The sequence below is a fragment of the Kitasatospora sp. NPDC058184 genome (genome assembly GCF_042883725.1).
In the GTDB taxonomy this organism is placed as follows: Bacteria; Actinomycetota; Actinomycetes; order Streptomycetales; family Streptomycetaceae; genus Kitasatospora.
Window position 1 is genome coordinate 1 of record NZ_JBHVVE010000021.1, and the last position, 12,795, is coordinate 12,795.

Consider the following 12,795-nt stretch of genomic DNA (forward strand, 5'->3'; position numbering starts at 1 on the left):
TGGCCGTCGCCGCGCAGCAGCTTGACGTTGGGGTACGGCGCCGGGCCGGGGTAGTTGAAGTCCTCGACCGCCACCGGCGCGGCCGAGTTGTCCGCCGGGACGCCGTCGGCGGAGGCCAGTGCGGTGGCGCCGAGCGTGGCGGCCACGACGACGGCACCGCCAACGAGCAAGCGGGACATGCGCTTTGCCATGACTATTCCTCTTCGTTCATCTGGTGTTGCCCTGACGGGCAGATCCGCTGATTGGTACGAACCACCCTTGATGGCAGGCGAACCAAGCTGTCGTGATGGCACGTCATGAGTGACGAGGGTGCGCGGAATCAATCACCCGGCACCTTCGTGATCAAGGACGGAATACGGCCCCATCGAACCAGATGAAACTGACGACACGCCAGGTCTTTCTTCCGGAGACCCCTCCCGAACAGGCACTCTGTCACAGTTTCGAATAGCTTGAGCACTTCCTGGCGATGCGCTCGCTTTGCCGAAATATGGACCCACTGAGGGGGGTTTATTGCACGTGTCTGAACTCTCAACTTCTTGACTTCGTAGGCGTCCTGTCGTGACATCATTTGGCGTAGGCTCCGCTGCGGCCGGGATTCGGCCGATGCCGACAGTGGAGGTTTTCTGGTGCGCCAATCGATATCCCGCTCGCGACGGCAAGGAAGGGGAGGGCCGCCGCTGCTGGGCAGGCTCTCCCTGAGCCTGCTGCCGCTCGCCCTGACGGCCGGTCTGGTGGGATCCGGCATCCAGAGCGCCGCCGCTGCCGAGCCGACCGGTGGGCAGGTCCAACCGACCACCCGCGAGCGCGCGCTGACCGCGTGGCTCAACGGCGGTCCTCGCGTCCACGAGCTCGCCGAGGCGGCGCTCGCGGGCTCCGAGCAGGACGTGAAGCGGTTCGTCGACAACGACCTCGCCGGCGCCCAGCGCCTTGACGACCTGCTCGCGGCCACGCAGATCTCCAGTGTGGGCGGGCCGAAGGTCCGCGAAGCCGCGGACAAGGCCATCGAGGGCACCCCCGACGAGCTGCGAACCTTCCTGCAGAGCGGCTGGCAGGCGGCACTCGACGCCGACCGGCGGCTGATGATCACCCGGATCACCGACCCCGCGATGGGCCCGGGCCGCAACCTGCAGGCCGCCGGCGACGCCGCGCTGCGCAGCAACACCAGCGACGACCTGCAGCGGTTCCTGACCGAGGGACAGTACCCGGCGAAGGATGCCGACGACCGGCTCAAGCTAGTCCAGATCCTCAGCTCCGGCGGCACGAACACCCAGGCCGCGGCACGCGCCGCGCTGAACGGGTCGATCCAGGACGTGCGCGACTTCCTCGCGACCGGCCAGTACATCGCGCAGAGCCGTGACCAGGAGCGCGCGAGCATCGCGCTGCTGGTGCAGCAGGCGAAGGACGCGGGCGCGCAGGCGGCGCAGGAGACCGCCGCGGCGGTCGAGGCCAAGGACAAGGCGGTCCACGAGGCGCAGAAGGCCATGGAGGCCGCCGCGCTGGCCGCGTCCGAGACGCAGAAGGCCGGCAACGACGCGGCCAAGGCCACGGAGGCGGCGAACAAGGCCGCGACGGCGGCCGAGCGCGCGGGTGCGGCGGCGCGGACGGCGATGGCCGCCGCCCGTGCGGCCAACGCGGGTGCGCGGGCCGCCGCCTACGCGGCGTCGAACGCGGCTGCCGCGGCGGCCGGGGCCCAGCGGGCCGCGGCCAACGCCGAGACGGCCGCGGCCGCGGCGGCCGGTGACGCGACGAAGGCGCACGACGCGCGGGTCGCCGCCGACGCCGCCACGGCCGCGGCGAAGCTGGCGGCGGCCGCGAACGACACACTCGTCAAGGCGAACGAGTCCGCCAAGAGCAGCAAGGACGCGGCCGGTGCCGCGCTGAGCGCCAAGGGCAACGCCGATTCCGCGGCGGGCTCCGCCGAGCAGGCCGGTGCCTACGCGGACAGCGCCGGCGGCCAGTCGGCGAAGGCCAAGCAGGCCGCGGCGGCCACCCGCCGTTCGGCCGCCGAGGCCGGCCGTGCCGCCGCGGCCTCCCAGCAGTTGGCCGGAGAGGCCGCGACGCAGGCCGAGGCCGCCGCGACGCTCCTGAAGTCCGCGGGCGAACACGCCGCGGCGGCGGCGCAGGCCGCCCGGGACGCCGCCGACCACGCCGGCCAGAGCGGGAACGCCGCGCAGGAGTCGACCAACCACGCGAACGCCGCCTCGGCCGCCGCCGCGGACGCGCAGCGCGCTGTCGACCAGGCCAACGCGCTCCAGGACCTGACCCGCCGCACCGAGGCCGAGGACCTGACCAACCGCACCGCGGCCGCCGTGGAGAAGGCCCGCCAGGCCAAGGCCGACGAGACGGCGAAGCAGACCCAGGCCGACCAGGCCGCCCAGGAGGTCCGGAAAGCCCGGACCGAGGCCGACCGCCTCGCCCAGGCCGTCAACCAGCCCGGCGCCACCCCGGAACAGGTCGCGACCGACGGCCGCAAGCTCGCCATCCTTTCCCGCAAGATCTCCGGCCCCTGGGGAACGGCCGCGGCCCAGGCCGCCCTTGTCGGCAACGACTCCGCCGTCCTCGGCTACGTCAGGACCGAACGCCGCGCGGCCGAAGCGCGGGACGACCACGATCGCGCCTCCCAGATCTACGAGGACGACGACAACGAAGCGGTCCGCAACGCCGCCTACACCGCACTCCAGGGAGGCGCGGACCAGGTCGGTGCGTTCCTGGACAGTGGGCAGTTCGAGGCCGCCGCCCCCGCCAACCGGCTGACGATCACCCGCCTCAGCGACAAGGCCGGTCCCGCCGTCAAGGCCGCCGCCGACACCGCGCTGCGGACCAACACCCCCACTGCCCTGCGCGACTTCCTCGCCAAGGGCCTGGCCGACGCGCAGGCCGCCGACGACCGCCTCACCGCCACCCGGCTCGAGGACGCCCCGGCCACCGAGCCCGAGCTCAAGGCCGCGGCCAGGGTCGCCCTCGAAGGCCCGGTACTCAAGCTTCGCGCGTTCGTGGCCGAGGGCCAGTACACCGCCCAGCAGAAGGACCGGCTCACCGCCGTCCACGTCGCCGACGTCAAGGGCCTGATCGCCGAGGCCACCGCGGCTTCCGCGTCGGCCCAGAAGAACGCGGCCACGGCCCAGGCCGCCGCCGCCTACGCCCGCGGCGTCGCTGACGAGGCCAGGGGCTACGAGGCCACCGCCAAGGCGTCGGCCGACACCGCCGCCCAGCACGTCGCCACGGCCCAGGCCGCCGCCGACGCCGCCCAGGCCGACGCCACCAAGGCCGCCGCGGCCGCGAAGACCGCCAACGCCGCCAAGACCTCAGCCAACCGCGACGCGGCCTCCGCGATGTACTCGGCCAGGCAGGCGGAGCAGTCCGCCGGGCAAGCGCGGTTCGCCGCATCCAACGCCTACACCGCCGCGAACGCCGCCCGGGCCTCCGCGGAGGCGGCCGGCAAGGACGCGACGGCTGCGGACCAGGCCCAGAAAGAGGCCTTCGCCAGCTACCAGACCAAGTACGACGCCGAGGAGAAGGCGCGGCTCGCCAGGCTGGAGGCGGAGCGCAAGGAGGCCGAGAAGCAGGCCAGGGACGCCCGGCAGAAGCAGGAGACGATCTCCGCGCTCGAGGAGGAGATCAAGAAGCAGAAGGAGAACAGCGACAACATCAACGCTGTCTACCGTCTCTTCTCCGAGAGCATCCACCTCACCCTCGACGTCATCGGCGGCGCCGGCGGCGTCATCGCCCCCGGCCTCGCCGACATCGCCGACCTCGTCAACTGCGCCTACTACGCCATCGAGGGCCGGACCCAGGACGCCTACCTCTCCTGCATCTCGGCGATCCCCCTCGTCGGTGACGGAGCCGCCGTCGCCAAGTTCGCCCAGTGGGCCAAGAAGTTCGGCTCCTGGGGCGAGAAGGCCGCCGAGTTCATCAAGAAGCTGGTCGGCCGGCTCCCCAAGACCTGCCCGGTCAACAGCTTCCCGGCCGGCACCCGCGTCCTCATGGGCGACGGTTCCACCCGCCCGATCGAATCCGTCAAGGTCGGCGACGAAGTCCTGGCCGGCGATCCCACGACCGGGCTGACGGCACCCCGTCGTGTCAGCGCGACGATCTACACCCCGGACGACCGTGACTTCACCGACGTCTCCCTGGGCGCCGGACAGTCCCTGACCAGCACCGACCACCACCCCTTCTGGGCCGAGAACCAGAAGCAGTGGGTCGACGCCGCCGACCTCAGGACCGGCGACGAACTGCGCGACCCGGCCGGCCGGCCCCAGCGCATCGAGGACGTCCGACACTGGAACACCCTCCAGGCCGCCTACAACCTCACCGTCGACGACCTCCACACGTACTACGTCCTCGCCGGCGAGACCCCGGTCCTGGTGCACAACACGGAGGTGTGCGGGGTCGCCCTCGGGATCCGGAAGGAAGGCGACCTCCGCAACTTCGCGGACACCAACGGGTACGAGCACTTCCTCGACAAGACGTACGACGATGCTGTGGCAGCCGTCCGGGACGTCGCCCACGAGCAGCCCGGCCGGCGGATCTACGTCGTCCTCGACGGCTTCAGGATGTCCAACGGAAAGCCCGGAACGCCGCAGGAACTCTTCGAGGACTTCTACAAGGAAGGCCGAGCGGGCTTGTCCTCCATCACGACGCAGCAGGAGATGAACATTCTCGGAGAGTCCGTCAGACTGGGAAACCGGAGTTGGGATTCGATCACCTTCCGGTACGGGGGCAAGGACATCAAACTGTCCCTGCCCGACTTCAACGCCCTTCGGGCCGCCGGATGATCCGGCAGCCGACCACGACGTTCCGTAGCGGACGTACCGAAGGGAACTAGTCGGTTCAGCCGTCCAACCGGCTGATCTCGACGGTGAGGTCCCTTCTGCCGCGGCCACCGCCGCCGGTCGAAGGGGCCTCTCGGTCATTGCGGCACGTCCGGAAGAGCCGGACGTGCCGAGTCCTGTGTTGTCCGTCGGATGGGAACGTTCATGCGCCTGATCGAGTGGGATCGCGAGTTCAAGATCTGGGCCTACGGGTTCAGCTATTCCAGGCTCCTCCTCCGGAGCGCACCGAGGTTCGACGCCGACGAGCGCATCGAGGTCCTCTTCACCAATGTCCGGCACATGAGCGTCTCGGCGGACGTGTCGAGCCTGTCGATCGACCGGATCGAGACCCCGGAGGAATCGCGGGAGTTCGGCCTCGCCCTCCCTGCGGCCCCCGACGAACTGTTCGTCCTGAACTCGGGTGCCGGCTATGTGATCGGGACCCACTGCCAATGGCACGTGGACCACGAGTGGCTTGATGCACCGTCGCACTTCTCGCCTTTTCGGGCGGTGAAATAGAGGCGCAGCGATTTCCGTCCGCCCGGCCCCGCCACCACCCGACCGGACGACGGACGCGCGAGCGGGTGGGCCCGGAAGAGCCGCCGGGGTGGAGCCGAGACGGTGTTCGGCGAGAGGTGGGTGTTCCATCTGGTGCCCCGCGACCAGTTACCGGGCAGCGGCGGCCGAAGCGTCCGCCGACCCCGATCGGGGTCGGCGGACGCGGGTCTCAGCGGCAGAGGGCGGCAGCGACGACGCGCTGCTTGACGCCCGGGGCCGGGGTGGTGGTGACCGTTGTCCCGTCCAGGGCGGCACGCGAAGCCGGGGGCGGTCGTCGGTGCGGAGGAGGAGCGGCGGCCGGGGCCGTGCTCCTGACGGTGGACCACCTGCCCTCAGTCGCTCCCGGCCGGGATCAGCAGCCGATGTAGCGCATGCTGAGGCCGGTGATGTGGGTGCCCGAGGGCGCGTAGAGGGTGATGGCGCGGGACTTGCCCTTGCCGCCGGCCCAGTCGCTGTCGACGTGGCCGCCGTTGGAGAGGCTGCCGCGCACGTACGGACAGCGGCCGTCCGCCTTGGTGTCGTGCACCGTGCCGACGACCTTGGAGTTGTAGTTGCACCACTTGCCGTTGGCGTAGCCCTCGCCGGAGCTGATGCTCCAGTTCTGGGTGCACGAGTCGGCGGGCGGCGCGGCGTGGGCGCCGACGGCCGGGAGCAGCACGGCGGCGAGGGTCAGAGCGGCGACGGCGGCTCCGTGGACGGCGAGACGGCGCTTGGACATGGCGGTACCTCCACACGGGGTTCACGGTGGGCATCCGGAGGCCGGGGCGGCGGGGCACCAGGACATCGGCGGCGGCGCACGGAGCGCGGCACGACCGGCACCCGCCCTCGGCGTTCCACCGAGCGTGACGTATTCGAACGACCGTCGTCAACGACGGAGTCGGCCACGAGCGGCGGCGGTCCACCCCTGCGGCACCGGGGTGGTAAGGGCGCCCCAAGGGGTATGTCCCGCACCATGGGGGTGAGGTCGGACGGTCGTCCACGTGCGCGAACCTCGACCCGAGGTTCGCCAGTTGGGCGCCGGACAGCCACCGGGGCCGACGGTGAGCAGGTCCGGGCGGGCCGTTCCGCTGACGCCTCCCGGACGGGCCGACTGGTCACAGGGGCCCGGTATCGATCCTGACGAGGGTCTGCCGCACGGTGCCGTCCGGCTCGTACACGGTGCGGTACAGGTACGGGACGCCCGAGCCGTCGAACACGGCGATGCCGTCCTCGACGACCGCCCGCTGCTCGGCGATGGCCCGGAGCCGGCCGTCCGAGTCCGGCGGCAGCTCCGGCTGCGGGGGGCGGCGGTGTCGCCCGGCCATGGCGGCCCTCACTTTCGCTCTGTGCGGGCCACCCTCCAGGGGCCCTCCGGCGGCAGCGTAGACCCCGGCGGTCAGCACCAGTCCTCTAGCTCTTCTGGGCGCGGTGGGCGGCGACGCGGACGCGGGTGGCGCAGCGGGGGGTGCAGTAGCGCTGTGGGGTGCGGCGGCCGGTGTCGATGAAGAAGCGTCCGCAGCCCGGGGCGGCGCAGCGGCCCCAGGCGCAGGTCCCGCGTTCGCTGAGCCACAGGCCGAGGGCGAGGGCGGCGGTGGAGAGCAGCCAGTGGGTGAGGCCGGCGTCGGCGGGGGCGCGGGTGTGCAGGGACCAGGGCCGGCCGGGGAGGCGGACCAGGCGGGGGCGGGGCGGGTGGCGGTCGAGCAGGGTGTTGATCAGGTCGGCGGCGTGGTCCGGGTCGTCGGTTTCGAGGACGGCGGTCACCTCGGCGGTGGCCTGGCGCAGTTCGCGGGCGTCGGCGTCGGTGAGCCGGAGGGGCGGGCCGCCGTGGCGCTCCAGGAGGGCCTGGAGTTCGGCGGCGCCCGTGTCGGGGTCTTCGCGGACGGTGTTCGCGAGGTCGGTGAGGAAGTGGAGGCCGCGGGGGTTGCCGTCGTCGCCGTCCTGGAGCCGGGGCTGGGGTTGGGGTTGAGGCTGGGACTGGGACTGCGCCATGGGGGTCGCCTCGCGGGGTCTGGGAGGGTGCCGTCCGGACCATGGTAACGTCAAAATGACCCAGTAGGCGTTACTGAGGAGTGGTGGCATGCGATACCCCGGGACCACACCCGTGCTCATCGTCGGCGGCGGACCGGTCGGCCTGACCCTGTCCATCCTGCTGTCCGGCCACGGCGTACCGCACCTGCTCGTCGAGGCGCACCCGGACACCTCGCGCCACCCCAAGGCCCGTGGGGTGTCGGCGCGTTCGATGGAGGTCTTCCGGCGGTGCGGACTGGAGGAGGAGGTCCGGCGGGCCGGCCTCCCGGCCTCGCAGGTGTTCTTCTACCGGGGCCGCAGCCTGGTCGACCCGGACTTCGTCCGCACCGGCGTGGCGGCCGGCGCGACGGAGGACGCCGAGCGCACCCCTACCCCCGGGCTGATCTGCTCGCAGGACGCCCTGGAGGCCGTCCTGCTCCGACGGGCCCGCCAACTCGCCCCGGACGGCGTCCGGTTCGCCACCCGTCTGCTCTCCCTCACCCCGCGGGACGGACACGTCCAGGCCCTGCTGGAGGACCGCACCACCGGCGAGCGCCACACCGTGCGCGCCGACTGGCTGGTCGGCTGCGACGGCGCGTCGAGCACCGTCCGCACGGCGGCCGGCATCGAGATGGCGGGGCCGACCGGCCTCGGCCACTTCCTCGGCATCCGCTTCGAGGCACCGCTCGGCGAGGTGGTGGCCGACCGCGCCAGCGCCTCGTACTTCCTCACCGAACCGGGCCGCGGCGGCTTCCTCGCCGTCGACAACGACCGCCGGTGGATCTACCAGTACCCGTACGACCCCGAACTCCCGGGCATCGACGCCCTGTTGAGCGACCACCGGGCACTCGCCCGGCTGGTCCGAGAGGCCGCCGGACTGCCCGGTCTGGCCGTCACCGTCCAGGACACGATGACCTGGCGGATGGACGCCCGCCTCGCCGGGGCCTACCGCCGCGCCCGGGTGCTGCTCGCGGGCGACGCCGCCCACGTGGTGCCGCCGACCGGCGGGCACGGCATGAACACCGGCATCGGCGACGCGGACAACCTCGCCTGGAAACTCGCGGCGGTCACCGCCGGGACGGCCGGCGAGGCCCTGCTGGACACCTACGAGGCCGAGCGGCGCCCGGTGGCCCGGCAGGTCATCGACATCTCGCTCGCCAACTCCCGTGCCCGCGCCGGGTATCGGATCGACGACGAGCTGCTGCTCACCGCCGCCTACCGCTCGACGGCGGTCCTCGCAGACCCGACAGCCCCGGAACGGCCACCCCTGGATCCGGACCGCGAACACCCCGACGGCACGCCCGGCACCCGCCTCCCCCACCTCCGCCTCCCCGGCCCGCCCGGGGCCGCAGCCACATCCACCCTCGACCTGGTCGGGCCGGGCTTCACCCTGTTCACCACGGCCACGGAGGACGCCGACTGGCAGCACCAGGCGGACACCGCGACAGCGGCGGGACTGCCGGTCACCGTACACACCCTGGCGCCCCCCGACTGGGCCCGCGCCACCGGCCTTCCCGCCACCACCGGCGGCGCCGTCCTCGTCCGCCCGGACGGCCACATCACCTGTCGGGCACGGCAACTGCCTTCCAATGACGGCGAGTTGCTCACCATCCTGCGGCGCTTGCTGTCCGCAGCGGAACGGCCGAGCCCCTCGGTCCAGCCGTAAGGACCACCGACCTCGACGAGAACACCGCTCAGCGCCGGGCGTGCCGGATCTTCAGACGGCCGAAGCCGGTGGTCCCGGTGATCCGTATCGTCGGGTTGCCCGCGGATGAGCGGCGGGGAGGCGTGTAGCGCACGTCCTTCCAGCCTCCCTGGAGGCCGTCGATGTCGACGACGGCGTCGCGCGGGACGGTGATCTTCGCACTGCCGGTACCGAGCCCCAACTCGATGTCGATCACCGGATGTTCGATGACCGCCTCCGACAGGTCCAAGTGCACCCGCCCGAAGGCCGACGCCACCTGAAAGCTGCGCGGAACCCGCCAGGGGCCGCGGCGCACCAGGCGCCCGCTGACGGCGGCGATGGTCGGGACCGCTCCCTGGTCCGGCTCGGGGAGCGAGGCCAGGGGCGGCGCGAGGTCGGAACGCGTCTTCGCGGTGAGCACCTGGTGGAGACGGTCGTCCATCTCCTCGCGCGAGATGTGCCCTTCGGTGAACGCCTCTTGCAGGCGCTCCACGGCATGGTCGCGTTCAACGTCGTTGATCGGCAGGTTGTCCGGCAGAGCGGTCACCGTCCTACTCTAGTCCCGTTCCGGGGGCGGGCCGTGGTGTGGGACCGACTCAGCCCGCAGGGCGACGCCCGACCGGCCCGACCGGCCCCGGGGAGGACACGGCGCGGCACCTTCGGTGGATGCCCTGGCGGGAACTCCTCCTGCACGCTCGGTACGGGGGCGGCGATGCGCGCCTGCCCCGGGAGGGAAGCAGCCCATGTCCGACGTGACGACACCTCCGCGCGCCCTGAGGCGCGGCCTCCGCTCGGCGGCCGCGCTCCTGGCCGCCGCCACCCTGCTCGGCGCCGGTGCCGCCCCGAGCTTTGCCGCACCCCCCGGCCGCCTGCCGGTCGATGCCCAACCGGCGGGCGAGCAGGGAATGTTGGCGACTGGCGGCGCCGAGGCCACCGCACTGCGCACCACGCTCCAGGGCATCGTCGACACCGGTTCCTCGGCAGCCGTCGGCGAGGTCCGGCAGGACGGGCGGACCGTCTGGCGCGGGCGGGCCGGCGTGGCCGACCTGGCCACCGGCACGCCGGTACCCGAGCACGCCCGGTTCAGGATCGGCAGCGTCACCAAGACCTTCGTCGCCACCGTCCTGCTCCAGCTCTCCGCCGAGCGGCGCATCGGCCTGGACGACCCGATCGACCGTCACCTGCCCGGCGCGGTCGCGAACGGCTCGGCCATCACCGTCCGCCAACTCCTCGACCACACCTCCGGGTTGTACAACTACACCGATGCGCCCGGCCTGGATCCCCAGAACGAGTCCCAGTACCTCGACTGGCTGGCGGGACCGCGCTGGCAGACCTACCAGCCGGCCGACCTGCTCGCACTGGCCAACCGCAACGCTCCGTACTTCCCACCGGGACAGGGCTGGCACTACTCCAACACCAACTACCTGCTCGCCGGCCTGCTCGTCGAGAAGGTCACCGGCCACCCCTGGCAACAGGAGGTCGACCGGAGGATCATCCAGCCGTTGGGACTGCGCGACACCGGCATGCCCGGCCGCTCCGTCCGGCTGCCCGGCCCCCACGCGCACGGCTATGTGAAGCTCTCGACCGGGCCGGTGGACGTCACCGAACTCAACCCGTCCGTCATGGGCGCCGCCGGGCAGGGCATCTCCGGCACCGCCGACCTCAACCGCTTCATCGCCGCCCTGCTGGACGGCCGGCTGCTGCGGCCCGCCGAACTCGCCGAGATGACCAGGACGACGGACGCCGGCCCAGGACGCGGATACGGGCTGGGGCTGGCCCGGTTCGACACTCCCTGCGGCGTGTTCTGGGGTCACAGCGGAGACCTCCCCGGCTACTCGACGATGGTCGCCGGCACCGCCGACGGCCGACGTCAACTGGTGCTCTCCCACAACCCGTACGACCGCTCCGACCCGCGCGCCGCCAAGTCCGCGGTGACGGCCTTCCTCACCACGGCCGCGTGCGGAGCCAACCCCGGGCACTGAACCACTCCCGGGACGCAGAACCGGCGCAGCGCCCGATGCCAGGGCCGGAGGTCAGAGCCGGGCGTCCGGCGGCGTGGGGTGGTCGTCCGCCCGGCCGTGGAGGGCCTGTCGGGCCTCCTCGGCCGACGGGGTGTCGCCGCCGAGCCGGGCGATGTCGGCCAGTGCGGCGCGGTGGGCCGTCTCGTGGGCCCGGGCCGGGTCGGTGGCGGTGTCCGGGATGACGCCGGTGCCCTCCCAGTTGCCGCCGGACACCGGGTTGATCGAGCGGGCGGTCGGGATGGTGGCCTCCAGGTGGGGGTGGAGCGTGAAGCCCCGGCGGGGGTTGGCGCCGCCGCCGGAGGCTTCGCCGACCACCACGGCGCGGCCGCGCTGCTGGAGGTCGTACGCGAGCGCCTCGCCGCCCGAGAAGGTGGCCCCGCTGATCAGCACGTAGAGCGGCTTGCTGCCGCCGAAGCGCGGGCCGGGTGCCGGCGCGGGGCTCCAGAACTGCCGTTCGGCGTCCTCCTCGCGGTCGTAGATCGTGCTGAGGTGGGTCGGGCCGTCGAAGAGGTGGCCGCAGATGTGGGCGACCGTGTACGGGTCGCCGCCGACGCACTCGCGCAGGTCCAGGACCAGGGCCTCGGCCCGCGCGACCAGGCCGAGCGCGGCGTTCAGCGAGTCGCCGGTCATGTCGAGCGGGAAGAGGATCGGCGCGAGCTTCAGCAGGGCGACGCCGCCCTCCAGCCGCTCGATCCGGGGCACGCCGCCGAGCGAGAGGTCGGCGGCCCGCGCCAGTTCGGCGAGGACGGCACCGTCCTCCTGCTCCGTCGGGATCGCGTGCGGGTGGAACTTCAGCCGCAGGTGGCCGTCGCCGTTGACGGACTGGAGGTCCTCGGTGACCAGCCGGCCGAGCGTCTCGGGGTCGCCGGACTGGTGGTAGCGGCCGTTGGACAACGCGTCGTCGAGGCCCCGGGCGATCCGCTCGCCGATCTCGGGGAAGACGTAGAGCCCGGCCGTGAGCCGGCTCACCTCCGTGACGATCCCGGTGATCTCGGCCGACTGGAGCTGCGCCATCTGCTGTCCCCCGCTGGTGATGCTCGGTCAGGTCGCGACGAGTAGAGCACGCGGCTTGCGAAAGCGTCAAGAAAATTGGACGCTTTACGCATGGACGACCAGCAGCGGGAAGACCGGCCCCAGGAGCACGAGCCCCACGACCCCCAGCCGGAGGGCCACCAACCCGAGGACCACCAGCCCGAGGATCACGAGCTGACCATCGAGAGCCCGCAGCAGTACAAGGCGCTCTCCCACCCGCTGCGCCAACGGCTGCTGCTGGCACTCGGCGGGCAGCCCGCCACGGTCGGCCGACTGGCGGCGCTGCTGGACAGCCGCAAGGGCACGGTGGCGCACCACCTCAAGGTGCTGCAGGAGGCCGGCGTCGTCCGCATCGTGGAGACTCGGAAGGTGCGCGGCGGCAGCGAACACCTCTACCAGCGCACCACCCGGCGGATCGCCGTCACGGAGCGTGGCGCCGGACGCGACGCCGGGCCGACCACCGCCCTGCTCAAGGCGGTGGCCGAGGAGTGCGCCGACGCCCCGCAGGAGCCGGTGCTGGTCCTGCGGCACCTGCGGCTGACCGCCGACCAGGCCGCGCGCCTCGGCACCACCCTCCAGGCCCTGGTCGCCGAGGCCGCCGAGGCCCCGCCCGGCGAGCCGGTGCACGGCGTCCTGGTGGCGCTCTACGAACAGGCCGCCGGACGCGACGGCTGACCGCCGCGCCCCTACCGGCCCCGCTCCC

Annotated in this window: 11 protein-coding genes; 5 read left to right on the plus strand and 6 right to left on the minus strand. The window is 72.6% G+C overall.

Features of this window, described 5'->3' with window-relative positions; genetic code table 11:
• Positions 1-191 (minus strand): hypothetical protein (locus tag ACFVXH_RS31235; protein ID WP_380745482.1); only part of this gene is annotated, 191 nt, incomplete at its 3' end.
• A 435-nt stretch (positions 192-626) separates the two neighbouring features.
• On the opposite strand from ACFVXH_RS31235, the gene ACFVXH_RS31240 reads away from it, so the two are divergent.
• Together ACFVXH_RS31240 and ACFVXH_RS31245 are read left to right on the plus strand one after the other, a co-directional pair.
• Positions 627-4,775 (plus strand): polymorphic toxin-type HINT domain-containing protein, encoded by a 4,149-nt coding sequence (locus ACFVXH_RS31240; RefSeq protein ID WP_387829207.1) that lies wholly within the window; start codon positions 627-629, stop codon positions 4,773-4,775.
• Positions 4,776-4,976: 201 nt separating this feature from the next.
• Entirely contained in the window at positions 4,977-5,330 is a 354-nt protein-coding gene (locus tag ACFVXH_RS31245; RefSeq protein ID WP_143204687.1) for a hypothetical protein, read from the plus strand.
• Positions 5,331-5,721: 391 nt separating this feature from the next.
• On the opposite strand, the gene ACFVXH_RS31250 is transcribed toward ACFVXH_RS31245, so the two are convergent.
• The 3 genes from ACFVXH_RS31250 to ACFVXH_RS31260 all read right to left on the minus strand — a co-directional run bounded on the left by ACFVXH_RS31250 (position 5,722) and on the right by ACFVXH_RS31260 (position 7,337).
• Positions 5,722-6,087 (minus strand): hypothetical protein, encoded by a 366-nt coding sequence (locus tag ACFVXH_RS31250; RefSeq protein ID WP_074005273.1) that lies wholly within the window; start codon positions 6,085-6,087, stop codon positions 5,722-5,724.
• 376 nt (positions 6,088-6,463) lie between these two features.
• The gene (locus tag ACFVXH_RS31255; protein WP_117486873.1) at positions 6,464-6,673 is read right to left on the minus strand and encodes a hypothetical protein; all 210 of its coding nucleotides are present in this window, start codon (positions 6,671-6,673) and stop codon (positions 6,464-6,466) included.
• Positions 6,674-6,758: 85 nt separating this feature from the next.
• On the minus strand, positions 6,759-7,337 hold the full coding sequence (locus tag ACFVXH_RS31260; protein WP_387829210.1) for a CGNR zinc finger domain-containing protein: 579 nt from the start codon (positions 7,335-7,337) through the stop codon (positions 6,759-6,761).
• 88 nt (positions 7,338-7,425) lie between these two features.
• Between ACFVXH_RS31260 and ACFVXH_RS31265 the strand changes: the two genes are divergently transcribed.
• Positions 7,426-9,021: an FAD-dependent monooxygenase gene (locus ACFVXH_RS31265; protein ID WP_387829212.1), complete on the plus strand. Its 1,596-nt coding sequence runs from the start codon at positions 7,426-7,428 to the stop codon at positions 9,019-9,021.
• 28 nt (positions 9,022-9,049) lie between these two features.
• Here the strand turns inward: ACFVXH_RS31265 and ACFVXH_RS31270 are convergent, their stop codons facing one another.
• Complete coding sequence (locus tag ACFVXH_RS31270; RefSeq protein WP_387829214.1) at positions 9,050-9,586, minus strand: DUF1707 domain-containing protein; 537 nt, start codon at positions 9,584-9,586, stop codon at positions 9,050-9,052.
• A 196-nt stretch (positions 9,587-9,782) separates the two neighbouring features.
• Here ACFVXH_RS31270 and ACFVXH_RS31275 point away from each other — a divergent pair, with 196 nt between their 5' ends.
• Entirely contained in the window at positions 9,783-11,021 is a 1,239-nt protein-coding gene (locus ACFVXH_RS31275) for a serine hydrolase (RefSeq protein WP_074005268.1), read from the plus strand.
• A gap of 51 nt (positions 11,022-11,072) precedes the next feature.
• On the opposite strand, the gene ACFVXH_RS31280 is transcribed toward ACFVXH_RS31275, so the two are convergent.
• Positions 11,073-12,074 carry a S41 family peptidase gene (locus tag ACFVXH_RS31280; protein ID WP_387829216.1) on the minus strand — a complete coding sequence of 334 codons (1,002 nt, stop codon included), beginning with the start codon at positions 12,072-12,074 and terminating at the stop codon, positions 11,073-11,075.
• Between the two features lie 90 nt (positions 12,075-12,164).
• Between ACFVXH_RS31280 and ACFVXH_RS31285 the strand changes: the two genes are divergently transcribed.
• Positions 12,165-12,767, plus strand: a complete 603-nt coding sequence (locus tag ACFVXH_RS31285; protein WP_387829218.1) for an ArsR/SmtB family transcription factor — start codon at positions 12,165-12,167, stop codon at positions 12,765-12,767.
• Positions 12,768-12,795: the final 28 nt, after the last annotated feature.

Coding starts and splice junctions, on each gene's coding strand:
- ACFVXH_RS31250 (WP_074005273.1), bottom strand. CDS start 6,087: ATGTCCAAGCGCCGTCTCGCCGTCCACGGAGCCGCCGTCGCCGCTCTG.
- ACFVXH_RS31275 (WP_074005268.1), top strand. CDS start 9,783: ATGTCCGACGTGACGACACCTCCGCGCGCCCTGAGGCGCGGCCTCCGC.
- ACFVXH_RS31285 (WP_387829218.1), top strand. CDS start 12,165: ATGGACGACCAGCAGCGGGAAGACCGGCCCCAGGAGCACGAGCCCCAC.
- ACFVXH_RS31265 (WP_387829212.1), top strand. CDS start 7,426: ATGCGATACCCCGGGACCACACCCGTGCTCATCGTCGGCGGCGGACCG.
- ACFVXH_RS31280 (WP_387829216.1), bottom strand. CDS start 12,074: ATGGCGCAGCTCCAGTCGGCCGAGATCACCGGGATCGTCACGGAGGTG.
- ACFVXH_RS31255 (WP_117486873.1), bottom strand. CDS start 6,673: ATGGCCGGGCGACACCGCCGCCCCCCGCAGCCGGAGCTGCCGCCGGAC.
- ACFVXH_RS31260 (WP_387829210.1), bottom strand. CDS start 7,337: ATGGCGCAGTCCCAGTCCCAGCCTCAACCCCAACCCCAGCCCCGGCTC.
- ACFVXH_RS31245 (WP_143204687.1), top strand. CDS start 4,977: ATGCGCCTGATCGAGTGGGATCGCGAGTTCAAGATCTGGGCCTACGGG.